The 22,429-nt window shown below is 74.5% G+C and carries 20 protein-coding genes; 8 read left to right on the top strand and 12 right to left on the bottom strand.

The window, feature by feature from the left end:
* Nucleotides 1-31: 31 nt before the first annotated feature.
* Nucleotides 32-499, top strand: coding sequence for a MarR family winged helix-turn-helix transcriptional regulator (locus tag ACWCRA_RS09375; protein ID WP_351549270.1), 468 nt, complete (start codon nt 32-34; stop codon nt 497-499).
* Nucleotides 500-530: 31 nt separating this feature from the next.
* Here the strand turns inward: ACWCRA_RS09375 and ACWCRA_RS09370 are convergent, their stop codons facing one another.
* Nucleotides 531-1,316 carry a hypothetical protein gene (locus ACWCRA_RS09370; protein ID WP_351549273.1) on the bottom strand — a complete coding sequence of 262 codons (786 nt, stop codon included), beginning with the start codon at nt 1,314-1,316 and terminating at the stop codon, nt 531-533.
* A gap of 374 nt (nt 1,317-1,690) precedes the next feature.
* On the opposite strand from ACWCRA_RS09370, the gene ACWCRA_RS09365 reads away from it, so the two are divergent.
* Genes ACWCRA_RS09365 through ACWCRA_RS09345 form a run of 5 tightly spaced genes read left to right on the top strand, consistent with a single transcriptional unit; the run spans nt 1,691 to nt 7,818 of the window.
* Nucleotides 1,691-4,885, top strand: a complete 3,195-nt coding sequence (locus ACWCRA_RS09365) for a nitrate- and nitrite sensing domain-containing protein (RefSeq protein ID WP_451067176.1) — start codon at nt 1,691-1,693, stop codon at nt 4,883-4,885.
* Nucleotides 4,882-5,370 (top strand): roadblock/LC7 domain-containing protein, encoded by a 489-nt coding sequence (locus ACWCRA_RS09360; protein ID WP_351549278.1) that lies wholly within the window; start codon nt 4,882-4,884, stop codon nt 5,368-5,370. The genes ACWCRA_RS09365 and ACWCRA_RS09360 overlap by 4 nt, the downstream gene beginning before the upstream one ends.
* A complete protein-coding gene (locus ACWCRA_RS09355) occupies nt 5,367-5,807 on the top strand; it encodes a DUF742 domain-containing protein (protein WP_351549281.1) in 441 nt (146 codons plus the stop codon). Before ACWCRA_RS09360 ends, ACWCRA_RS09355 begins: the two co-directional genes overlap by 4 nt.
* Nucleotides 5,788-6,513: a GTP-binding protein gene (locus ACWCRA_RS09350; protein WP_451067175.1), complete on the top strand. Its 726-nt coding sequence runs from the start codon at nt 5,788-5,790 to the stop codon at nt 6,511-6,513. The genes ACWCRA_RS09355 and ACWCRA_RS09350 overlap by 20 nt, the downstream gene beginning before the upstream one ends.
* Nucleotides 6,514-6,561: 48 nt before the next feature.
* A complete protein-coding gene (locus ACWCRA_RS09345) occupies nt 6,562-7,818 on the top strand; it encodes a styrene monooxygenase/indole monooxygenase family protein (RefSeq protein ID WP_351549287.1) in 1,257 nt (418 codons plus the stop codon).
* Here ACWCRA_RS09345 and ACWCRA_RS09340 read toward each other — a convergent pair.
* A complete protein-coding gene (locus ACWCRA_RS09340) occupies nt 7,770-9,059 on the bottom strand; it encodes a C40 family peptidase (RefSeq protein ID WP_451067174.1) in 1,290 nt (429 codons plus the stop codon). The two genes, ACWCRA_RS09345 and ACWCRA_RS09340, sit on opposite strands and share 49 nt — an antisense overlap.
* Nucleotides 9,060-9,186: 127 nt before the next feature.
* Nucleotides 9,187-9,471 carry a hypothetical protein gene (locus tag ACWCRA_RS09335; protein ID WP_351549293.1) on the bottom strand — a complete coding sequence of 95 codons (285 nt, stop codon included), beginning with the start codon at nt 9,469-9,471 and terminating at the stop codon, nt 9,187-9,189.
* A gap of 378 nt (nt 9,472-9,849) precedes the next feature.
* On the opposite strand from ACWCRA_RS09335, the gene ACWCRA_RS09330 reads away from it, so the two are divergent.
* Nucleotides 9,850-10,377: a DinB family protein gene (locus ACWCRA_RS09330; protein WP_351549296.1), complete on the top strand. Its 528-nt coding sequence runs from the start codon at nt 9,850-9,852 to the stop codon at nt 10,375-10,377.
* 28 nt (nt 10,378-10,405) lie between these two features.
* Here ACWCRA_RS09330 and ACWCRA_RS09325 read toward each other — a convergent pair whose 3' ends face one another.
* The 3 genes from ACWCRA_RS09325 to ACWCRA_RS09315 form a co-directional block, all read right to left on the bottom strand.
* On the bottom strand, nt 10,406-11,134 hold the full coding sequence (locus ACWCRA_RS09325) for a TetR/AcrR family transcriptional regulator (RefSeq protein ID WP_451067173.1): 729 nt from the start codon (nt 11,132-11,134) through the stop codon (nt 10,406-10,408).
* A gap of 49 nt (nt 11,135-11,183) precedes the next feature.
* Nucleotides 11,184-12,128 carry an AurF N-oxygenase family protein gene (locus ACWCRA_RS09320; RefSeq protein ID WP_351549301.1) on the bottom strand — a complete coding sequence of 315 codons (945 nt, stop codon included), beginning with the start codon at nt 12,126-12,128 and terminating at the stop codon, nt 11,184-11,186.
* A gap of 190 nt (nt 12,129-12,318) precedes the next feature.
* A complete protein-coding gene (locus ACWCRA_RS09315; protein ID WP_351549304.1) occupies nt 12,319-13,164 on the bottom strand; it encodes an alpha/beta fold hydrolase in 846 nt (281 codons plus the stop codon).
* Nucleotides 13,165-13,283: 119 nt separating this feature from the next.
* Between ACWCRA_RS09315 and ACWCRA_RS09310 the strand changes: the two genes are divergently transcribed.
* On the top strand, nt 13,284-14,195 hold the full coding sequence (locus ACWCRA_RS09310) for an ADP-ribosylglycohydrolase family protein (protein WP_351549307.1): 912 nt from the start codon (nt 13,284-13,286) through the stop codon (nt 14,193-14,195).
* 285 nt (nt 14,196-14,480) lie between these two features.
* Here the strand turns inward: ACWCRA_RS09310 and ACWCRA_RS09305 are convergent, their stop codons facing one another.
* The 6 genes from ACWCRA_RS09305 to ACWCRA_RS09280 all read right to left on the bottom strand — a co-directional run bounded on the left by ACWCRA_RS09305 (nt 14,481) and on the right by ACWCRA_RS09280 (nt 22,208).
* A complete protein-coding gene (locus ACWCRA_RS09305) occupies nt 14,481-15,941 on the bottom strand; it encodes a penicillin-binding transpeptidase domain-containing protein (RefSeq protein ID WP_351549310.1) in 1,461 nt (486 codons plus the stop codon).
* Nucleotides 15,938-17,317, bottom strand: a complete 1,380-nt coding sequence (locus ACWCRA_RS09300; RefSeq protein WP_351549312.1) for an FtsW/RodA/SpoVE family cell cycle protein — start codon at nt 17,315-17,317, stop codon at nt 15,938-15,940. The genes ACWCRA_RS09305 and ACWCRA_RS09300 overlap by 4 nt, the downstream gene beginning before the upstream one ends.
* Before the next feature lie 134 nt (nt 17,318-17,451).
* Entirely contained in the window at nt 17,452-18,657 is a 1,206-nt protein-coding gene (locus ACWCRA_RS09295) for a HAMP domain-containing sensor histidine kinase (protein WP_351549421.1), read from the bottom strand.
* 134 nt (nt 18,658-18,791) lie between these two features.
* On the bottom strand, nt 18,792-19,520 hold the full coding sequence (locus ACWCRA_RS09290; protein WP_351549314.1) for a hypothetical protein: 729 nt from the start codon (nt 19,518-19,520) through the stop codon (nt 18,792-18,794).
* A 130-nt stretch (nt 19,521-19,650) separates the two neighbouring features.
* On the bottom strand, nt 19,651-19,986 hold the full coding sequence (locus ACWCRA_RS09285) for a zinc ribbon domain-containing protein (protein ID WP_351549316.1): 336 nt from the start codon (nt 19,984-19,986) through the stop codon (nt 19,651-19,653).
* A complete protein-coding gene (locus ACWCRA_RS09280) occupies nt 19,983-22,208 on the bottom strand; it encodes a PBS lyase (RefSeq protein WP_351549318.1) in 2,226 nt (741 codons plus the stop codon). Before ACWCRA_RS09280 ends, ACWCRA_RS09285 begins: the two co-directional genes overlap by 4 nt.
* Nucleotides 22,209-22,429 lie beyond the last annotated feature (221 nt).

Here is a 22,429-nt window from a genome sequence, read left to right as displayed (position 1 = left end):
TACGAGGGGTGCTGACGTGCACAGAAGCGGTATGGGAAGGGAAGCCGGCCCCCAGGGCGAGAGTGGTGTGGACCACGTATTCCTCGCCCTGGAACGGGAGTTGGCCGTCTTCCACCGCCGCGCCAGGGCCTCGTCGGGCGAGATGGCCCGTCAGCTCCACCCCGATCTGGAGGCCGCCGCCTACGGACTGCTCGTACGCCTGGAGGAGTCCGGGTCGCTGCGCGCCACCGACCTCGCCGGGTACTTCGGCGTCGGCAAGGCGACGATGAGCCGGCAGCTGCGGGCGCTGGAGGAGCTGGGTCTCGTGGTCCGGGAACCCGACCCGGCGGACGGCCGGGCCTCACTCGTACGGCTCACCGAAGAAGGTCTGGAGCGGTTCCGCCGAGTGAGGGACGCGCGCCGCGAGCGCTATGTCGCCAAGCTCGCCGGCTGGGACCGGGGGGAGATCGCGGAGCTGGCCCGGCTGCTCCATCAGCTGAACAGCCGGTCCGAGGACTGACCGCCGGGGCCCGCGGCCCTCCGGCGCGGCCTCACAGCTCCGCGAAGACGGCCGTCGCGTCGTCGTGGCGCTTGCCGCGGACCGCCCCCTCCCGCTCCGGCGCCGACTCCGCCTCCCGCACCCGGTCGATCAGCCCCTGCGCGCCCTCCTCCCGCAGCACCCCGAGCGCCTGCGCCCAGTCGCCCCGCCCGAACATGTCCACCCAGCGCGAGGCGCCGTCCGTCAGCGCGGCCACCGAGCGCACGCCGGCGCGCGCGGTGCGCCCGGTCACGGCGCGGGCGGCCACCCCGGGGTCGGCCGCGGCCGTGAAGAACCCGCCCTCCGCGTTCCGCAGCGCGTCCGCCGACGCGTGGGTGCGCAGCGCCTCGCGGGGGAGCCGGTCCAGCCGGTCGTCCAGGACCGCGCGCACCGAGCCGTCCGGCGCCTCGATCAGCAGGGTCGAGTCCGAGAGCACCAGATACTCCACATCGCCCGACGGGTCGCCCCAGCGGACGAGGACGACCGTTGCTTGCGGAGTTCGAACGTGAGAAAGGTCACAGCTCTTCCGGTGGGCGTCGGCGGTGCGCCGGATTGCCGCGGAGAGAATCCCGGCCAGGGGCGTATCCGGCCGAGAAGCGGACAGTTCGAGCAGTGCGCCGCCGAGCCGGGCGGTAAACCAGGGGACCGGGTGCACGCAGCCGCAGTCGCCCGTCGGGGGAGTCACCCCGTCCAGCACCACGAGCGATCCACCCTGGCCGGACGCTGGCAGGGCCACGGATGCCCAGTCCTCGTTGGGGCGTTCGGGTGAACTCGGCGAAGTGGCCAGATCCATACGCATGGGCCCCAGTCTGCACGATGTGTTCACGGCGCCTGCACACCTGCACAAGCTGTCCGTACGAGCAGGTCAGAGGCTGTTCGAAAGGCCTGACGGGTCATCGGGCCGTGCTGCGGGCGCGCATCCTGCCAAAGCCCGGCCGGAAGATCCAGTCAGTGCCCGCCGGAGGCCCTTGATCGCCACCGAGAGGAGTTGTTTGCCAACTCCCCAGTGATGTTCACTCGTTCAGGTGGCGGAGCGGCCGACTGTGCGCCCCCCTCCCAAAAGCACTGGAATGGTCTTATGTCGTGCCAGGGGTGGGATCATGTGTGTGACCGGTCGTCATCTCTGCTCCGTGTTTCAGAGGGTGGACGAGTCAAGCAGGATTGCGAGCACCGGTGCAGAAGAAGCGGCCTCAGGCCCCCCTGGTCCCTGAGACGTATCCGGCACAGGGCCCCTCGCCGGTCCCTGTCGCCTCCGGCCGGGCCAAGCGGGTGCGCGGCCGGCTGGTCACAGGAGTCGCCGTCGTCAGCCTGGTGGTGATCGGCGCCGGCGCCCCCGGTGTCCTCGCCGGCTCCGGAGAGCTCCGCGAGTCCCAGCGACTGGTCACCCTCGCCCAGCTCAACCGGCAGGCCGTCACCCTCGCCCACTCGCTCTCCGACGAGCGCGACGAGGTCACCGCGTACATCGCCGCCGGACGGGACGAGCAGCAGGGCCCCCGGAAGGAGCGGCGCCAGGTCACCGACGCCCGCAGCGCCCGCGTCGACCGGCAGATAGACGAGATCCGGGGCACCATCCCGGACGACCGCGCCGACCTCCGCCGCGAGCTGGCCACCGTCCCCTCGGTCCGGCGCACCGCCATGACCGGCAAGGGCTCGGCGATGGAGGCCCACCGGGCGTACACCGCCGTCATCGGCTCCCTCCAGGCCCTCGCCGACGAGCTGGCCGACGCGTCCCCGCCGCGCGCCTCCGGAGCCGCCCGGGCCGCCCGCGCCTCCGCCGAGCTGGGCCTCGCCGTCGAGCAGGCGTCGGCCACCCGGGGGCTGCTGCTGGCCGCCCTCGCCGTGCCGGCCCCGGAGCCCGTCACCGAGATCGACCCGATCACCGGACTGCCGGTCGAGACGGAGAGCGACGAGGGCAAGGCCGCCACCGAGGCCCGCGACGGGCTCAGCGCCGCCGCCCAGCAGGCCCGGGTGCGCGAGCTGGCCGCCCTCGCCGACTTCGACCAGGCCGCGGGCAAGGACGCCCGCGACTCGCTCGCCGCCACCGTCACCGGTGCCGAGGTGAAGTCCGCCGAGACCTACCTCTCCCGCCTCACCGACCAGCCCCGGCTCTCCGACAGCGACCGCGAGGCGGGGCAGGAGCGGCTGGAGGCCGCGCTCACCGCCCGGATCGACCAGATGCGCGGCGTCGAGTCCTCCCTGGCCTCCGAGCGGATCACCGGTCTGGAGACCCTCCGGGACGACGATGTCACCGCCCTGGAGATCCAGGTCGCGGTCCTCGGCGGTCTGGTGCTGCTCTCCATCGGCGTCTCCGCCGCTGTCGCCCGCACCCTCACCCGTCCGCTCGCCGTGCTCCGGATCGGCGCCGCCCGTCTCGCGGCCGCCCCCGAGACCGAGGAGCCCGTCGGCTTCACCGGGCGCAACGACGAGTTCGCCCAGGTCGTCCGCTCCCTCAACACCCTCCACGGCCGGGTGCGCGAGCTGTCCGCCCGCGCCGGGGCCATCGAGAGCGACCGCGCCGAGGCCAACGCCTCCCGCGACGTGCTCGCCGCGAAGCTCTCCGCCGCCCGTGCCGAGCTGCGCGAGAACACCGGCGAGCTGACCGCGGAGCTGCGCCGGCTGCGGCACACCGTGGACCACACCTTCGTCAATCTCTCGCTGCGCACCCTCGGACTGGTCGAGCGTCAGCTCGGTGTCATCGAGAAGCTGGAGGAGCGCGAGCAGGACCCGGAGCGCCTGGCCACCCTCTTCAAGCTCGACCACATGGCCACCGTCATGCGCCGCCACAGCGAGAACCTGCTGGTTCTCGCGGGCCATGAGCACGGCCACGGGCATGTCGGGGCGGTGCCGCTGGTGGATGTGCTGCGGGCCGCCGTTAGCGAGATCGAGCGGTACGAGCGGGTGGTCATCCAGTCCCTGCCGCCGCACTCCCAGGTCGCCGGGTTCGCCGCAGACGACCTCAGCCATCTGATAGCCGAGCTGCTGGAGAACGCCACCTCCTTCTCGCCGCCGGACGCCCAGGTCGAACTGTCGGGCTGGCTCCTGGAGAGCGGTGAGGTGATGCTCTCCGTGCAGGACGGCGGCATCGGGATGACCGCCGGGCGCCTCGCCGAGCTGAACGCCCGTCTGGAGGACCCCCAGTCGTACGAGATGGCTCCCTCCGGCGGTGACGCGGAGGGCCTCGGGCTGCGGGTGGCCGGGCTGCTGGCCGAGCGGCACGGTGTCCGGGTGCAGTTGCGCGAGCAGGCGCAGGGTGGGGTCACCGCCGTGGTGGTGCTGCCGCAGGGCCTGCTGCCCAAGGAGCTTCCCGGGGATGGTCCGGCGTCGATGTCGGACACCGGCTCCACTCCGGTCGGGCTCCCCGGGTCGGTGGCGGAGGCCAACTCCAACGCGCTTCCTCCGGCGCCCCGCCACTCCCTTCCGTCCACCGACCCGGTGGTGGCTGCGGCGGAGGCGGCGGTGAGGGCGTCGGAGACGTCCGCCGCCCCCGAGACGGACGGGCCGCCGGTGGATTCGGCCGGTCCGGCGTTCGAGGACGGTCCCCGGGCCACGGGTGCCGGCGCGGTGCGGGCTCCGGTCGGGGGCCTGCCCCCGAACCCCCGCGCCTCAAACGCCGGCGAGGCTGGCTTTGACCGGGCGACCGGTGCGGCCGGGGAGACCCGGGCCTCCGGTGAGGCGGGGTTGCCCCGGGCTTCCGGGGCGGCTGGGTTCGACCGGGCGACCGGTGCGGCCGGGGTGCCTCAGGCTGCCGGTGAGGCTCCTGGTGCGGTGGGCGTTCGCCACTCCGTGAGTCCGGGCACTCCGGCCCGTCCTGCGCCCGGGGGCGATGAGCCGGTGGATTCAGCCCGTCCGGCGTTTGAGGACGGACCCCGGGCCACGGGTGCCGGCGCGGTGCGGGCTCCGGCCGGGGACGGGGCCGAGGCCACCGGTGAAGCCGACTCCCATGGGCGCACCCCCGACGGAGTCGACGAACCCACCTTCACCATGCGCCTCCCCGAGGCACCCACCCCCCACGACGTCGATGCGCACGGCGCATCGTCCGCACACCCCACGGCCGCGGCCCATCCATCCGCGACCGAGTCCGAGCGGGCCGGGGAACCCGCTCGGGCCGTGGCTCCCGAGCCGGCGGCGGGCGCCGCGCCCGTCTGGGACCGCGTCACCGACAAGGGCCTGCCCAAGCGCACGCCCAAGGTCGTCAAGCCCGCCGCGGCACCCGGTGAGCGCACCGGCGGCGTCGACGCCGACGCCCTCCGCCGCAGGCTGGGGGGATTCCAGCGAGCCGCCGACAAGGGCCGCCAGGAAGCCGAGGCGGAGATCACGCGCACGGCACCCGAAGAAGCGGGGGACACAGTCGAGGAGGCACGCAGTTGACTGCGACCGGCACGTTCGGCCTGAGCAGTGAGGCCCGCAATCTGCACTGGTTGCTGAGCAATCTGGTGGAGGAGGTGCCTGGTCTGCGCTCGGTCGCCGTCGTCTCGTCCGACGGACTGCTGCTGCTGTCCTCGGACCCGGCGCAGAACACCCCCGCCCCGGCGGCGGTGACCACGGCCCAGGACGGCCCCAAGGGCTCCAGCGCCGATCTCGCCACCATCGTCTCGGGCATCGGCAGCCTCACCATCGGCGCCGCCCGGCTGATGGAGGGCGGGGGCGTCAAACAGACCATGGTCGCCATGGAGGGCGCCTGCGTGTTCATCATGTCGATCAGCGACGGCTCGCTCCTCGGAGTCTCCGCGGACGCGGACTGCGACATGTCCGTCGTCGCCTACCACATGGGCCTCTTCGTGGGCCGCGCCGGCCATGTCCTCACCCCCGAACTCCGCAGTGAGCTGCGCCAGTCCCTGGAGGGCCCCCGGTGACGTCCTCGCCTCCCCCGCCGTCCCCGACCCCGCCGTCCTCCACCCCCTCCGGGCTCCCGGTGCGGGGCGAGAACCGCCGGCCCGCCCGCGTACGCCCCTACTCCCTGACCGGCGGCCGCACCCGCTTCGGCCATGTGCTGCTGGTCGAGACGTTCGTGGCCGCGCTCGAAGCGCCGGAAGAGCGCCGGGAGCTGCCGAAGGGCGATCTGTCGACCCGGGTCATGCCCGAGTTGCAGGCCATCGTCGAGCTGTGCCGAAGAATGCGTACGGTCGCCGAGATCTCGGCGATCCTCAAGATGCCACTGGGCGTCGTCAGGGTGCTTCTCAGCGACCTCGCCGACCAGGGAAAGATCCGTGTGTACGGCACCGGGCACGGCCCGGGACGGCCCGAACGCGCACTGCTTGAAAGGGTGCTGAGTGGACTCCGCCGCCTCTGACACGCTTGGCTCCGGCGTACGCGGGGCGGACCCCGCCCCCGTTCTCGATCCGGGCCCCGGCCCGGGCCCGGGCTCCGGCACCGGGTCCCGGTCCGGCTCACCGGAGTGGTTCAGCCCTGCCGAGGAGGGCCTCCAGGACTGGCAGCTCGACCACACCCGGGCCCCCACCACCGCCAAGGTCGTGGTCGCGGGCGGCTTCGGCGTGGGCAAGACCACCTTCGTCGGCGCGGTCTCGGAGATCACCCCGCTCCAGACCGAGGCGCTGATGACCCAGGCGAGCGAGGAGACCGACGACCTCTCCTCCACGCCGGAGAAGCTGACCACCACCGTGGCCATGGACTTCGGCCGGATCACGCTCGACGCCGATCTGGTGCTGTACGTGTTCGGCACGCCGGGCCAGCAGCGCTTCTGGTTCATGTGGGACGACCTGGCGCGCGGCGCGATCGGCGCCGTGGTGCTCGCCGACACCCGGCGGCTCTCCGACTGTTTCCCCGCGCTCGACTACTTCGAGAGCAGCGGGCTGCCGTACATCGTGGCCGTCAATCACTTCGACGGATCGCAGCTCTTCGAGACCGAGGACGTACGGGAGGCCTTGACCATACCGGTACATGTACCGATTGTGATCATGGACGCGCGCAAGAAGACCACCGTGGTCGGGTCACTGCTCGAACTGGTGGCCCATGCGCTCGAAGCCACCCCCGAGTAACCCCCACGGTCCCGTACCGCTTCGTCCAGACGAAAGAGACTCCCCCGGATGCGGAAGATACTCATTGTCGGAGCCGGCCAGTCCGGTCTCCAGCTCGCCCTCGGCCTCCAGTCGAAGGGCTACGAGGTCACCCTCATGTCCAACCGCACGGCGGAGGAGATCCGCTCCGGCCGTGTGATGTCCACCCAGTGCATGTTCCACACCGCGCTCCAGCACGAGCGCGACCTCGGCATCAACTTCTGGGAGACCCAGGCCCCGAAGATCCAGGGGGTCGGCGTCTCCGTCGCCGGTCCCGAGGCGCAGCGCGTCGTCGACTGGGTCGGCATGCTCGACGGCTACGCCCAGTCCGTCGACCAGCGCGTGAAGATGGCCGGCTGGATGGAGACCTTCGCCCAGCGCGGCGGACAGCTCGTCATCCACGGCGCGGCCGTCGGCGACCTCGACTACTTCTCCCGCACCTACGACCTGGTGATGGTCTCGGCGGGCAAGGGCGAACTGGTCTCCATGTTCGGCCGGGACGCCGCCCGCTCCCCGTACGACACCCCGCAGCGCGCGCTGGCCGTCGCCTATGTGCACGGGCTCGGCCCGCGCCCGGAGCACCCCGGGTTCGACGCGGTCCGCTGCAATCTCGTGCCCGGTGTCGGCGAGCTGTTCGTCATGCCGACCTACACGGTCTCGGGGCGCGCGGACATCCTCTTCTGGGAGGGCGTCCCCGGCGGGCCGCTCGACGCCTTCCAGGGGATCAAGGACCCGGAGGAGCACCTCCGGCTCACCCTGGAGCTGCTGGAACGTTTCCTCCCGTGGGAGTACGCCCGTGCCACCAAGGTCGAACTGACCGACGCGGGCGGCACGCTCGCCGGGCGGTACGCCCCGACCGTGCGGAAGCCGATCGGCCGGCTCCCCGGCGGTGGACTGGTTCTCGGCGTCGCCGATGTCGTCGTCGCCAACGACCCGATCACCGGTCAGGGCTCGAACTCCGCGTCCAAGTGCGCCGCCTCCTATCTCGCGTCGATCGTCGACCACGGCGACCGTCCCTTCGACGGCGCGTGGATGCAGTCCGCGTTCGACCGCTACTGGCAGACCGCCCGCCATGTCACCAAGTGGACCAACGCGATGCTGGCGCCGCCGCCGGAGCACGTGCTCCAGGTGATCGGCGCGGCCGGGCAGCTCCAGCCCGTGGCGGACCGGTTCGCCAATGGGTTCAACGATCCCTCGGACTTCGAGAACTTCTTCTACGAGCCCGAGCGCGCCGGGGCCTATCTCGCCGAGGCTGCGGCCTCCGCCGGGGCGTCCGCCGCCGAGTAGCCGGTGTCCGGTCCCGCCGTGGCGCCCTCGGGCAGCCTCGGTGGGACATGGGCCGCCGCGCTCAGCGGGACGCCGTCCGGATCGGGGCGGACCGCGCCGAGCACGGGGTTGGCAGCGATGGGGGAGACCTTGACGGTGGCACCGGGGCGGGGCGCCTGCACCACCCGGCCGTCGCCCAGATAGATCGCCACATGGGTCGCCCCGGGGAAGTAGACCACCAGGTCACCGGGGCGCAGAGAGCGCAGCGGCACCCTCGGGAGACGCTCCCACTGCTCCTGGCTGGTGCGCGGGACGGGCCTCCCGGCCGCCGCCCACGCCTGCGAGGTCAGCCCCGAGCAGTCGAACGCCTCCGGGCCCTCGGCCCCCCACACATACGGCTTCCCGATCTGTTCGACGGCGTACCGCACGGCCCGCGCTCCGCGCGCGGTCGGCAGGTATGCGCCGCCGGCGAGCGGACCCGCCGTCAGCTGCCGCTGGGCGGCGGGGGAGGTCAGCCGGGCGAGTTCCGGCGCGGTCAGGGAGGCGAGGGTGCGCTCCACGGCGCGCAGCCGTTCGGTCGCCGTGTCCCGTGCCCGCTGCTGCCGCGCGGCGAGGGCGCGCTCCCGGTCCAGGGCCTCGCGGGAGGCCCGGGCGAGCGCGGTGGCCCGGGCGGTCCCCTTCTCCAGCCGTGCGGTGGTGGCGAGGCGGTGCGCGGCGGCGCGCTCCATCAGATGGGTCTCGTTGAGGGCCTGCTCGGGGTGGCGGGAGAGGAGGATGCGCAGCATCGACGACAGCTCGGACCGTCCCTGGTACTGCTCCCGCGCCAGCCGCCCGGCCTCCACCCTGCTCCCGGCGAGCGCGTCCCTGACCCGGGTCAGCTCGCGCCCGAGCCGGGCGGTCTCGGCCCGCTGGGCGGTGAGCGCCCGCGCGGCGCCGGTGTAGCGCAGACCGGCGTCCTCGGCCTGCCGGTAGAGCGCGGTGAGCCGCCCGATGGTCCCGGCCAGCCCCTGCGCGGCCGGGCCGGCTCCCCCGGCCTCCGCCGTGGCCTCCGCCTGCGCCTCGCCCGTCTCGGCCGTCGCGTCCGTCGGCGCGCCGCTCCCCGCTCCCGGCGCGGGTACGGGCGTGGGTACGGGCACGGGCGCGGTGCGGGCCACGGGGGCGGTGGCCGGGGCGGTCACCGGGCCCTGGCTCCCGGCGGCGGTGATCGCCGCGGCCGTCACCAGTGCCGCGGTGCACGCCGTGCGCAGCAGTCGGCCTGACATGCCATCACCTCCGGTCGCGGGACGGCCTGTCCGTCCCCCACCGATGGTGCTCGCGCGCGACCGGAGCCACCGCGCGGGTGGTCGGTTCGGCGCAACCACCTCACCCGGCGGGGCGGACTCCCGCCCGCTACGGCGTGTCGGCTCGTCCGCCCGGCTTCGACCAGGGCCACTTCAGTTCACGGGGCTCGCGCCCCTCGGGGACGTAGACATATCTCCACCCCCGCTGGAGGCCGAGCCGCTTGGTCTGGCCGTACGGTTCGCGCCGGTAGGCGTGCGGGGTCGGCGGGCTGCCGTCGTCGTTCGGCACCGGGATCTCGTACCACTTCGGCGGGTGCCCGGTCGGCCCCACGAGCACGGGCAGTACGCGCCCGTCCAGCGGGCCGCCGGCGAAGGGTGTGTTCTCGCTTCTCACACCCGCCAGTCTGTCCCAGCCCCACCGCCCCGCCCCCACCGGGCACGCGGCCCGGCGCGTGCTTCCCGGGAGGGTCGGGCCCGTGGGGGCCGCTGCCGCGTGCCGGGGGTGGTGTGGAGAGGGCGGGCCCGTGGGGTGTCCGTCCCCCGTCCGTGGGCGATGTCACCGGGCACGCTGTCGGGCCCAGCGGTCGGTGGCCGTGGGGCGGCGGGTCCGTGGTGCCGCTGCCGCGTACCGGGTGTGCCGGGTGTGCCGGGCCTGACGGGGGTGGTGCGGAGGGGGGCGGGCGCACCCCCCGCCCGTGTCCCCCCGCCCGCCCGTGGGCGATGTCACCGGGCCCCCGGTGGGCCGATGAGCCGCTGTGGGAGGGTGGTTCCCATGCCTGAGATGCCCGACGGACGACCCGTACCGCCGCTGTGCGCGGACGAACGCCACATGCTGGAGACCTGGCTGGACTTCCACCGCGAGACCCTGGCGCTCAAATGCGCCGGACTCGGCGACGAGCAGATGCGGACGGTGGCCGTCGAGCCGTCGGAGATGACCCTGCTCGGGCTGGTGCAGCACATGGAGGAGGTAGAGCGGAACTGGTTCCAGATCGTCCTCGCCCAGCGGGACGTTCCGCCGGTGCGCGCGGGCGGCGGCCATCTGCTCGACCCGGCGCGGAGCGCCGGTGACGCGCTGGCCGGCTGGCGGGCGGAGGTCGCGCGCAGCCGGAAGGAGAGCGCCGCCGCCGTGTCGCTGGACGTGTGCGGGCTGCTGCCCGACGAGCCGCTCACCCGGCAGCTCTTCGGCGGGCGGGAGGTCTCGCTGCGCTGGATTCTGATCCATATGATCGAGGAGTACGCGCGTCACAACGGCCACGCCGATCTGCTGCGGGAACGGATCGACGGCGTCACCGGAACCTGACCGGCCACGGCCCGTCCGAGTGCCGGACCTACCGCCGTCGCGCCGCGCTCTCCGTCATCCGCAGCACCCCCCGCGCCAGCCTCCCCACCGGGCCGTCCGGGCGCTCCAGCTCCAGCAGGCCGCCGATCGCCTCCGCCGTCTGGGGGTCCGTCGCCGCCGAGGCCGCGAGCAGCGCCACCAGATGGTCGATCAGCCAGTCGCGCAGCTCGGGAGCCGGCGGCTGCTTCCGCTCGTCCAGCCAGATCAGGGAGGCCGCCTCCACCGCGGCGATCCAGGTGCGGACCAGCATGCGCAGCCGGGCGCCGGGGCGCTCGGCGCCGAGATGGACCAGGATCTGTTCGGCGGCGGCCCGCCGCACCTCGTCCACGATCGCGGTGGTGCGGGAGGTCTCCGCCACGCTCCCGCCCCGCAGCAGGGCGCTGAACCCGGCGTCGTGGCCGTCGACGAAGGCGAGATAGCGGTCGAGCACCCGGCCGAGCCGTTCCGTGGGCGGGCCGGCCTGGGGCTCGCCGAAGCACCGCCGGAGCTCGTCCGCCGCCGAGCGCAGCGCCGTCTCGTACAACTGCTGTTTGCCGCCGGGGAAGTAGCGGTAGACGAGAGGGCGCGACACCCCGGCCGCCTCCGCCACGTCGTCGAGTGAGACATCTTCCGGCGCCTGGTGGGCGAAGAGGCGCAGTGCCGCGCCGAGAAGCTGGCCGCGCCGTTCCTCGAGGCTCAGCCGGCGGTACGCACGGGCCGCGGGTGCGGTAGTCGTCATGCCCCAGCGTAACCGGCGCGCCCCGGCCGCGATCCGGTCCGGACGCGGCTCACGCCAGCAGCCCGGAGCTCCGCCAGAGCCGCCGGCCCGGCCCCCTCAGCACACCGATGTCGTCCAGGAAGTCGGTGAGCCGCCGGGCGCCGGACCGCATCACCTCGCGCCGGTGGCCGCTGGCCCGCACCTGCGCCACCGCCTCGCGCCGGTCCAGGCCCACGTCCTCGTACACCCGTGGGCTGACGAAGCAGACGGAGAAGACCCGCGCTGCCTGGCCGCAGCTCACCCGGGTGAGCGCCTGCTCCCAGCGGGGCGCGGTCACCATCTGGCGGCGCAGCTCCTCCCTGGCGTACCGCACATGCCGGGCCTCCTCCACCACATGGATGCGGGTGACGCCGCGCACCAGCGGCTGCACCCGCTCGTCGGGGAAGGTGAGCCGCTGCATCCAGTCGAGGATCTCCTCGCCGAGGAGGGTGGCCGCGAAGGAGCCCGGGGTGGTGGAGACGGTCTTCAGGACACGGGCGGCGTTGTGGTGGACGCGGGGCACGGGGTACGCGGGGGTGCCGCCCTTCTCGATCATGCGGGCGAACATCATCGAGTGGCGGCACTCATCGGCGATCTCCGTGAGGGCGTACCGTACATGACCGCTGGTCACGGGCTTGTCGTAGATGTGCCGGGCCAGCAGCTGCATCAGGATGATCTCGAACCAGATGCCGAGGGACGCGAGGGACGCGGCCTCGTGCCGCGCCAGGTCCATCCGCTGCTCCTCGGGCATCCGCCGCCACAGCGGGGTGCCGTACAGGGAGACCAGCTCCGGCGGCCAGAACCACTTGCCGTCGGTGAACGGCGCGTCCCAGTCGAGTTCGCGGTCGGGGTCGAACGAGTGCCGGGCCGAGGCGTCCAGCAGCCGGCGGGCGACCTGTTCGCGGTCGCGGAGCGGGCCGAGCGCGTCATGGAGACGGCCGGCGGTGTCGTCGTGTCCGGGTGCGGTGGTCGTCATGGTGTCGGGCACCTCGCGAGGTCCACAGGGGTGGCGCGTCGGGGACAGGGGGTGCCGCCGGGGCCGGGGGCGGTCCGGGGAAGGGGCCGGTCCGGTCCGGGTCCCCGGGGCACCCTCTTATAAGACTCCTTGTCAGTAAGTGCGTCAACACCCCCGCGCCGAGGAGGGCTTCCCGCGAGCCCCGGTCCGCTCAGCCCAGGAACCCCGCCACCAGCTCCGCCACCTCCGCCGGTTCCTCCAGCAGCATCGCGTGCGTCGCGTCGATGTCCGCGACCCGCACCCGCTCCGGGCCCCGGTCGGCGGTGAGCGCGGCCAGATCCCGGTCAAGTCCCTTCCCGTACTCCCGGAGCAGCTCGTCGAGCCACTCCATGCCGGGGGTGCCGGGCAGCTCCCGCCGGGCCCGGACCACCAGCAGCGGGCACGGCACCCGCCGCAGCAGCGCGAAGACGTCCAGGGCGTCCAGGGCGTCCAGCATCTCCAGCGCCGCCGCCCGCTCGGGCAGCGTCTGCCACCGGCCGTCGTCCAGCGGGCGCAGCGCGCCCAGCGTCGCCGCCCGCGCCCGCCCCGCGGGGACGCCGAACCGCCCGGCGTACTCCACCTGCTGCTGTACGTACTCCGGCGGTACGACCGCTCCGGCCGCGGCCCTGCCCATCTCCCGCACCCGGTCCGCCGCCGGGTACCGGCCGGGCGCGCCCCAGCCGAAGCCGTCCAGGTTCACCGCGGCGGGGGTGAGGCCGGGGTGCGCCGCCGCGTACAGGGCGGCGATCCCCCCGCCCAGGGAGTGGCCGACGACGGCGGCGCCGGGCATCCCGTGCTCGCCGAGGGTCTCCTCGATGTCCCGCAGGGCGCCGTCGAGGGTCCAGGGGGAGCGCGCGGGGGAGCGGCCGTGCCCGGGCAGATCGGCGGCGAGCACCCGGTGTCCCGCGGTGAGCCGCCCGGCGACGGCGTCCCAGTCGGCGAGCGAGCGCCCCGCGCCGTGGAGCAGCAGGAGAGGGGTGCCGTCGCCCCCGTGGTCATGGACGTGGAGGAGAGTCATGCCTCCACCGTAGGGGCGGCCGGGACGGCCGGAGATCGTCCGCCAGGAGGACGGAAAACGCCCTGTTCCCGGACGACAATGGATATACGGCGGGCTTCCCGGTCCGGGACCATGGCGGCATGACCACCACCGTGAGCCGGGCCCACCGTGAAGCAGTCCGCCGCAGCCGCCGCAGCCTCGAAGGGCTCGCGCTCGGCGACGCGTTCGGGGAGCGCTGGTTCCCGCTCTTCCGGGAGCGGGAGCGGGCCCGCGCCGAGATCGGCGCCCGGCGCACTCCCGAGGAGGCCCACTGGCACTGGACCGACGACACCGCGATGGCGCTCTCGGTCCACCAGGTGCTGGAGGAGTCCGGCGAGTCGGGCGAAATCGACCAGGACCGGCTGGCGGCGGCTTTCGCCCACCGCTACGAGACCGACCGGGGGCGCGGCTACGGCCACGGCATGCACATGCTGCTGCCCCGGCTCCTGGAGCGGCCGGAGGGCTGGCGCGAGTGGGCCCCCGGCCTCTTCGACGGCGGCAGCTTCGGCAACGGCGCGGCCATGCGGGTCGCCCCGCTCGGCGCGTACTTCGCCACCGATCCCGACCGGGCCGCCGACCAGGCCGCCCGCTCCGCGCGGGTGACCCACGCCCACCCCGAGGGCGTCGCGGGCGCGGTGGCGGTCGCGGTGGCCGCCGCGCTGTCGGCCCGGGGCGAGCTGTCCCTCGGCCCGGTGGCCGACCGCACCCCCGCCGGCACCGTCCAGGACGGTCTGCGCCGCGCCGCCGGTCTCCCCCTCACCACCGCCCCCGGGGAGGCGGCGGGCATCCTCGGCAACGGGATGCGCATCCGCGCCGACGACACCGTCCCGTTCGCCGTCTGGACCGCGACCCGCCACCGGGACGATCTGGAGGCCGCGCTCTGGGCCACCGCCGAGGGCTTCGGCGATGTGGACACCACCTGCGCCATCACCGGGGGGATCGTGGCGGCGGCCACCGGGGTGGACAGGGCCCCCGGGGTCTGGCTGGAGCGCCGCGAGGCTCTCCCGGACTGAGCCGGGGCCCGCGCCCGACGCCCCGACGCCCCGACGCCCCGGCGCCCCGGCGGCACGGGTGCCGGGCGGCCCGGTCCTGGGCCGCGCCCGGCGGGCGGTCCTGTGCGGCGGGGCGGTCCCGCGCCCCGTGGGAGGGTGTGCCCCGGTCGCATCCGGCCTCCCGGGCGGGTGGTACCCGAGCCGCCCCGGAGCCGTGGGCCGGTGTCCCGCGCCCCCGTCGGCGCCGCGCCGGTCACCCGCGGCCGGTCACCCGCGCCGGTCACCCGCGCCGAGCGCCCGCGCCGGTCAGTCGCGCAGGGCCGCCTCCATCACCGCCCGCGCGATCGGCGCCGCGCTCCCCCCGCCGCTGATCTGCCCCCGTACCGCCTCGGCGTCCTCCACCACCACCGCGACCGCGACGGCGGGCTGGACGGCGTCCCGGGCCTGGGCCCAGGAGATGAACCAGGCATAGGGGATGCCGGAGTTGCCCAGACCGTGCTGGGCGGTGCCGGTCTTGCCGCCCACGGTCGCGCCCTCGATCGCCGCCCCCGACCCCGTCCCGCCCTCCACCACCCCCACCATCAGCCGCTGCAACCGCTGCGCCGTGGTGGGGCTCATGGCCTGCTGGTACGAGCGCTGCCGCGCCTGCGCCACCGTGCGGACACCGCCGCCGCTGGTCACCCGGTCCACCAGATACGGGTGCTTCAGCTCCCCGCCGTTGGCCACCGCCCCCGCCACCATCGCCATCTGGAGCGGGGTCGCCGTGGTGTTGAACTGGCCGATGGAGGAGAGAGCCAGCTGATCCACCGACATCCGGGTGTCGAAGTTGGAGGGGGCGACGGCGGACGGAATCGTCAGCAGCCGGTCGTTGAAGCCGAAGCGCCGCACCGCCTCCACCATCCCGGGCAGCCCGATCCGCACCCCCAGCCGGGCCATCACCGTGTTGCACGACCACTGGATCGCGTACGCCAGGGAGGCGTCCCCACAGCCGTCCGCCGCGTTGGGGAGCGTGGTGCGGGTGCCGGGCAGCAGATAGGGGTCGGGGGTGCGGGTCGGCGCCTCCACATCGGTGACCACCCCGGCGTCCAGTGCCGCCGCCGCTGTCACGATCTTGAAGGTGGAGCCGGGCGGATAGGTCTGGCGGATCGCCCGGTTCAGCATCGGCTGGGTGGTCAGCGCGTTGAGCCTCGCCCAGGCCGTCTTCACGTCCCGCCCGGTGCCGGAGAGCACCCCGGGGTCGTACGAGGGGCTGCTGACCAGCGCGAGCACCCGGCCGGTCGACGGCTCGACCGCGGCCACCGCTCCCCGTCTCCCCGCGAGCCCGGTGTAGGCGGCGCGCTGGGTCTCCGCCCGGATGGTGGTGGTGACATCCCCGCCGGCCGGGCGGCCCCGGCTCAGATCGTTCCAGAACGGGAACGGGGTCAGCAGCGGGTGCGTGCCCGCCAGCATCGCGTCCTCGGCGTGCTCCACCAGCGTCGTGCCGTACGTCTGCGAGGAGAACCCGGTCACCGGCGCGTACAGCGCGCCGTCGGTGTAGGTGCGCTCGAAGCGCAGCTGCTGTCCGGAGTCCCGGGACCCGGTCACCGGCCGCCCCTCGACGAGGATGTCGCCGCGCGGCTCGCCGTAACGGGCGATGACGGCGCGCCGGTTGGCCGGGTTGCCGTCCAGTGCGCCGGCCTCGACGATCTGGAGCCGGGCGGCGTTGGCGAGCAGCGCGGCCAGGAGGACGAGACAGAGCGCGGCGGCCCGGCGGATACAGCGGATCACCGGGCCTCACCCGCCGCGAGCACCAGGGACCCGGCGGGCTCCGGGCGCGGTCCGCGGGCCGAGTCGCTGACCCGGATCAGCAGCGCCACGATGATCCAGTTGGTGACGACCGACGAGCCGCCCTGCGCGAGGAAGGGCATCGCCATCCCGGTCAGCGGGATCAGCCCGGTGACCCCGCCGGTGATGACGAAGACCTGGAGCGCGACGATCGACGCGAGCCCCACGGCGAGCAGCCGGCCGAAGGGGTCGCGCAGACAGAGGCCGCACTTGAAGCCCCGGGCCACCAGCAGCGCGTACAGCAGCAGAATCCCGGTCAGGCCCACCAGGCCCAGCTCCTCCCCGGCGGTGGCGAGGATGAAGTCCGACTTGGCGGCGAAGCCGATGAGCGCGGAGTGGCCGAGGCCGAGGCCGGTGCCGAGCATCCCGCCGGCGCCGAAGGCGAACAGCGACTGCGCCACCTGGCTGGGGCCCTGGCCCGCCTCGATGGTGGCGAAGGGGCTGAGCCAGTCCTCGACCCGGCCGTGCACATGCGGCTCCAGCGTTCCGACGGCGAACGCCCCGGCCGCCGCCAGGGTCAGCCCGACCGCGATCCAGCCGGTCCGGCCGGTGGCGACATAGAGCATCACCACGAAGAGGCCGAAGAAGAGCAGCGAGGTGCCGAGATCCCGCTCCAGCACCAGCACCCCGACGCTGATCAGCCAGATGGTGACGACGGGCCCCAGCACCCGGCCGGTCGGCAGCTGGAGCCACCCGATACGGCGGCCGGTGACGGCGAGGGTGTGGTGGTTGGCGGCGAGATAGGCGGCGAAGAAGACGGCGAGCAGGATCTTGGCGAACTCGCCCGGCTGGAAGGAGAGTCCGCCGGCCCTGATCCAGATCCGGGCGCCGTTCACGGCGGGGAAGAAGATCGGCACGGTCATCAGCGCCAGCGCGGCGGCGACCGAGACATAGGCGTACCGCTGGAGCACCCGGTGGTCGCGGAGCAGTACCACGACGGCGGTGAAGAGCGCGACCCCGAGCGTGGACCACACCAGCTGCGCGGGTGCGGCGCTCGCGCCCGGGGTCTCCTGGTCGAGCCGGTAGATCAGCACCAGACCGAGGCCGTTGAGCAGCACCGCGATGGGCAGCAGCAGCGGATCGGCGCAGGGGGCGCGCAGCCGTACGGCGAGATGGGCCAGGAGCGCGAGGGCGCCCAGGCCCGCTCCGTAGCGCGGTACGTCGTGGGGGACGGCGTGGTGCCGGGCGAGGCCCACGGACACATAGCCGAGGACGGAGATGAGGACGGCGGCGCAGAGGAGGGAGAGTTCGACGCCGCGCCGCCGGGGGAAGCGGGGGGCGGGCGGGGGAGCGTCCGCGGCCCTCGTCGTAGCGGTCATGCCACGCAACGTAGCAAGCCCGAATGCTTATGTCCCTTATGAACCTTGTGTTACCTGTGTCGGAGTGCCGCTCGGGTGGCGGGGACCGTCGGGTGCCGGGCGCACCCGCCGGGCCCTCCCGCCGCCGGGGGCCGTCATCCGCGCCGGGAGGGCGTCCGTTCCGGGAGGGACGGCGGCAGCTCCACGCGGGCCACCGCGCCCCCGGTCGCCGCGTTGCGGAACCGCAGCTCCGCGCCGATCACCGCCGCCTGCCCGACCGCGATCGTCAGCCCCAGACCGTGTCCCTTGCCGCCGCCGCCCTCGGTGCGGAACCGCGCCGGGCCGTGCTCCAGCAGATATCCGGGATACCCCGGGCCCTCGTCCGAGACCGTCACCACCGGGCCGTCGACGGTGACCACCACCGGCCCCTCGCCGTGCCCATGGGCGTTGGCGACCAGATTGCCGAGCACCCGCTCCAGCCGCCGCCGGTCGGTCTCCACCAGCGCGTCCCGCACCACCCGCACCTCGGTGTCGGTGCCGGAGGCCAGCACCACCCGCCGCGCGAGCAGACCCAGCTCGTGCACATCCAGATCCACCGTCTCGCACCCCGCGTCCAGCCGGGAGATCTCCAGCAGATCCTCCGTCAGCGAGCGCATGGTCCGCACCCGGTCCCGCACCAGCTCGGTCGGGCGGCCCTCCGGCAGCAGCTCGGCCGCCGCCGTCAGACCGGTCAGCGGGGTCCGCAGCTCATGCGCCACATCGGCGGTGAACCGCTGCTCGTTCAGCAGCTTGCGCTGGAGCGAGGACGCCATGGTGTCCAGCGCGACGGAGACCGTCGCCACCTCGTCCTGCGGGCGGGTGGGGTCCTCGGTGCGGGGGTCGTTCACCCGGGCGTCCAGATCGCCCGCGCTGATCCGCCGGGCCACCTGCGCCGTCAGATGCAGCCGACGGGTCACCCGGGTCACGGCGAACGCGCCCACCAGCAGCGTCGCCCCGATCGCCAGCCCCGCCGAGCCCAGGATCGCCTGGTCGAGGCCGGTGATCGTGCGCGCGCTGAGCGTGTAGTCGATCCGCACCGCCAGCGCCCGGCCGTCCGCCGGGCCCGCCGCCCACATGGTGGGGCGGCTCCGGAAGGTGTTGACCATCGTGCCGCGCTCCCCGTCGAGCGCCAGCGCGCGCAGCGAATCGGGCAGCCCCGGCGGGTTCAGCCCCGCGTACGGCGGCAGCGGCTCACCGGTCTCGTACGCCTCGGTGACCTCCGTCAGCTTGCCGAGCGCCTTCTCCCGCGCCTGCTCCACGGTCTGCGCGGTCACCGCCGCGTGCACCAGCGCGCCCAGCAGCGCGGCGAGCGCGCAGCACATGACCGTGATGAAGACGGCGGCCTTCCAGGTGAGGGTCGCCGTCCAGCGCGGCAGCGGCAGCCGGGGCCGCCGAGGGCGGCCCGGCCGGTACGGCCCCGGCGCGGTGTGCCGGAGCCGGAAGCGCGGACGGCGGCTCACGGCTGATCCGCCGCCGGACCGGACTCCGCCGCACCCGGCACCCGCTCCCGGGCCCCCGGCTTCACCCGGACGATCTCGTCACTGGTCTGGAGCATCGCCTGATGGCGGCCGTCCCAGGACCAGACCGTGCGGTACTCGTACCCCGGGATGCCCGCCGAGACCGAACGCAGAATGATGTCCCGGCCCGCGACCTCCACACTCACCAGCTGGTCGGATGTCGCCATGATCCGCGTCAGCCGGCCCTTCCTGTCCGGCGTGTAGCAGCGCACCGCCGTCTGCTGCTCGGGCATGGTGACCCCGATGATCAGCTCCTCGCGGCCGTCCCCCGTCAGATCGCGGTGGTACGGCCGCAGCACCGGGCAGCTCTTCGCCTTGTCGCCGCACTCCGCGAGCTTGTCCACGGTCTCCTGGTAGAGCCCGTCGATTCCGGTGTGCGCGTCGGGGGCGGCGCCCTTCTCGGCCCGCAGCACCTCGACCGGATCGAGCGCGCGCACGCCCCGCGACGGCACCTCGATGCCCGGGACCCGCGCGGTGTCCGCCTCGCCGTAGTCGTACGGCGGGGCGGTGACCGGCGGCAGACCCGGCCACAGCCGTACGGGCCCGGTGGCCGTGGCGGTCGGGCCCGCGCTCTTCACCATGCCCGCGTCCCCGCAGCCGGCCAGCACGGCGACACAGCCCGCCGCGAGCAGGGCGGCGCACAGCGGTCGGGGTGAGGGCGAGCGCAAGGTTCTCCTCGCAGGGCGGACGGCCGGACCCGTCCACCCTATGCGCAGCCGGCTGCCCCGACGCGCGCGCCCGGGGACCGGCGGCCCTGCTCCCCGGCGCCGCCGCCGGGCACCGGGAGCGCGCGGTCGCTCAGTGCTGGTAGGGGTTGCGGCCCTGCTGCCGCGGCCCGCCGTACGGCTGCCCGCCCCCGGGGCCCTGCGGACCCTGGGGGCCGGATATGCCCGGTCCGGCGGTGCTCTGCGCCAGCAGCGCGTCCGCCTCCTCCCGGCTCACCTTCCGCTCGGCGCCGCAGAAGGTGCACTGCGTCTGGAACTTGGTGGAGAGCGGGATGAGGGGCACGAAGAACAGGGTGAACTTGGTGACCCGCTTCCGCAGCGTGTGCGCCGCGGGGTTGCCGCAGAAGCCGCAGACGAAGGTCAGGATCGCGAGCTGGTGGAGGTACCCCTTGGTACCGAAGATGATCATGTGTTGGGTCCCTCCCGGGTCAGCGCCCGCCGGCACAGGGCCAGCAGTCTCTCGTCCCTCACGATGTCATGGCTGCCGTATCCGCCGTCTATGGCGTTGTGCCGGCGGATACGGGACAGCTCCGCCCGCAGCAGCCGGTCCGCCCCATCGGCGCGGCCCGCCACGGGCTCCCCGCCCGCCCGCTCGGCCAGCCGCTCGGCCGTCGGAACCCGGGTGAACGGCAGCTCGGCCCAGGCCGCCCGGAGCACCGGCCAGCCGGGCTCCGGGTCGCCGGTCACCCGCCACAGGGCCAGCGCCGCGTCCACCCGTGTCCAGGGGTCGGAGGAGCGGAGCAGCAGACGGAGGCCCGGGACGGCGGGGCGGGCGGCCGGACCCATCGTCCCCAGCACGCCCGCCGCCGAGCGGCGGGCGCCGGAGTCGGCCGACGCGAGCGCCGTGCGCAGCATCGGCAGCACCGCCCCCGCGTCCCCCTCCACCGCCCATAAGGCGGCGGCGGTCTTCGCCGCGAACGCCCCCGACAGCACCCCCGAGCGGGCGGCCCGCGCCAGCAGCGCCCGCAGATCCGGCACCGCCTCCCGGGCGGCCGGGCCGAACGCGGTGAGCGTCCGCAGCACCAGCTCCACCACCCACTCCCTGCGGTACTCCGGCGCGCCCCGCAGTATCCGCAGGACCTCCGGGAGCGCGTCGACCGCCCGGAGCGCGGTGAGGCCGTAGAGCAGCGGGCCCGCCGAGTCGTAGAGCCGGTCGTCCAGCTCGGTCTCCGCCAGCCTGCCGCGCAGCGCGGGGGCGAGCGGGGCCGCGGCCTGGCCCAGATGGTCCAGCACATAGCCGAGGTCCTGCGGGGCCTCGGGCAGCTCCAGCATCCGGGCCAGCACCGGCACCACCCGGGCATCGCCCGCGCGCGCCAGCGCCGCGACCGGGCTGCCGAGCATCAGCGGCCCGCTCGCCCACTCCTGCACCCAGCACCCCGGGTCGGCGGAGACGAACTCCGCCAGGGCGTCGGCGGCGGGGGTGGCGAGGTCGAACAGCTCCCCGAGCGCCACGGCCGCGGCGTCCGCCAGCCGGGGTTCCTTGTCGGCGAGCTGCTCCCCGATCAGGCCGATCAGCTCGCCGTACTCCCCGCGCCAGGTGCGGAGCAGACCGCTGCTCATCCGGACGGCGTCGATCCGCTGTCCCCAGTCGGGGCTGCAGAGCTGGTCGGCGAGGAGCGCGGTGCGGTCCTCGACGCGGTCCCCGAGCCCCGAGTGGAGCGTGCGCAGCAGATCGCCGGTCCAGGGGGCGTGGCGGCCCGCGCTCTCCGGGTCCGCCGGGCCGGCCGCCCGGCCCGCACCCCTGTCCGGACCCGCGTCCGGTCCCGGTGCCTGGGTCGAGGGGCCCGCCCGCAGCTCCCGCAGCAGCCCCATCACCCCGGGCACCACATCGGCGGGCAGCGCCTGCGGGGCGCACCGGGCGAGCTGGGCCAGGGCGGAGAGCCGCAGTCCCGCGTCGTACGACCAGTGGGTGCGGCACTCGGGAGCCCCGGCGGGCGGCGCCTCCCGCCCGGCGGCCCCGGCCGCCCCGGCCCGACGCTGCGCCGGCGCGCCACGGGCGCCGCGCGCCGCCGGTTCGTACGGCATCCGGGCCAGCTCGATCAGCCACTCCACCACCTCCGACGCCAGGGTGTCGTGGCGCAGCGCTATCCGGCCGGCCGCCTCCACACAGGCGAAGCGCACCTCCGGGTCCCGCTCGATCCTCAGCCGCTCCCGCAGCAGCCCGAGCACCAGCTCCGGCTCGCCGTGCAGCGCGGCGAGCGCCAGCGGGGCGGTGAGCCGAACGCCCCGGTCGTCCGCGTCGATCAGCGCGAGAAAGACATCGGCGCCCGCGGTGACCGCGGAGGCGGCCATCGCGTAGTTCGCCGCGTACTCGAACTCCTCGTCCTCCGGGTCCAGTTCGTCATCGCCGTCCAGGTCGATGCCGCCGATGCTGGTCAGCAGCTCGACGATGCCCCCGCGGTCCTGGACGGCCGGGTCGGCCACCAGCTCCAGCAGGAACGGGATGCACGCGAGTGTCGCGTCGTACACATCTCCCTGGTGATGGACCGCCCCGTACATTCCGTCGAGCGCGGCCTCGCGCTCCGCCGGGTCGGCGGACGCCAATCCGCGCAGCAGTTCCGGCACGTCATCGGCCGGACCGTACGCGTGCTCCAGTGCGGCCCAGTCGACCTCATCGATCCCCCCGAACACGCCGCCCCCTCCCAAGAGCCGTGCGCTGCCAACTCCGCGCCCTGAACTATGCGCTGGAACAGAGCGCTTGGGGAGAGTCTGCACCACGGCTCTGACATCGAGGGGATATTGCCCCAAGCCCCCACACCTCTTCCCCCCGCCCGGACCCGTCTCGGACTCCGGCCCCCGAACCTCCGCGCCTCAATCGCCGGCGGGGCTGGGGTGGTTGGCGCCTCCGGCGG

Source organism: Streptomyces sp. NPDC001889, assembly GCF_053594535.1.
Note: the sequence above shows the minus strand (reverse complement) of the source record. Positions and strands in the feature narration are given on the sequence as shown.

Bases quoted from the DNA above. Each gene is read 5' to 3' on its own strand.
- ACWCRA_RS09375 (WP_351549270.1), top strand. From the start codon at position 32: ATGGGAAGGGAAGCCGGCCCCCAGGGCGAGAGTGGTGTGGACCACGTA.
- ACWCRA_RS09370 (WP_351549273.1), bottom strand. From the start codon at position 1,316: ATGCGTATGGATCTGGCCACTTCGCCGAGTTCACCCGAACGCCCCAAC.
- ACWCRA_RS09345 (WP_351549287.1), top strand. From the start codon at position 6,562: ATGCGGAAGATACTCATTGTCGGAGCCGGCCAGTCCGGTCTCCAGCTC.
- ACWCRA_RS09340 (WP_451067174.1), bottom strand. From the start codon at position 9,059: ATGTCAGGCCGACTGCTGCGCACGGCGTGCACCGCGGCACTGGTGACG.
- ACWCRA_RS09330 (WP_351549296.1), top strand. From the start codon at position 9,850: ATGCCTGAGATGCCCGACGGACGACCCGTACCGCCGCTGTGCGCGGAC.
- ACWCRA_RS09325 (WP_451067173.1), bottom strand. From the start codon at position 11,134: ATGACGACTACCGCACCCGCGGCCCGTGCGTACCGCCGGCTGAGCCTC.
- ACWCRA_RS09320 (WP_351549301.1), bottom strand. From the start codon at position 12,128: ATGACGACCACCGCACCCGGACACGACGACACCGCCGGCCGTCTCCAT.
- ACWCRA_RS09315 (WP_351549304.1), bottom strand. From the start codon at position 13,164: ATGACTCTCCTCCACGTCCATGACCACGGGGGCGACGGCACCCCTCTC.
- ACWCRA_RS09310 (WP_351549307.1), top strand. From the start codon at position 13,284: ATGACCACCACCGTGAGCCGGGCCCACCGTGAAGCAGTCCGCCGCAGC.
- ACWCRA_RS09300 (WP_351549312.1), bottom strand. From the start codon at position 17,317: ATGACCGCTACGACGAGGGCCGCGGACGCTCCCCCGCCCGCCCCCCGC.
- ACWCRA_RS09295 (WP_351549421.1), bottom strand. From the start codon at position 18,657: ATGTGCTGCGCGCTCGCCGCGCTGCTGGGCGCGCTGGTGCACGCGGCG.
- ACWCRA_RS09285 (WP_351549316.1), bottom strand. From the start codon at position 19,986: ATGATCATCTTCGGTACCAAGGGGTACCTCCACCAGCTCGCGATCCTG.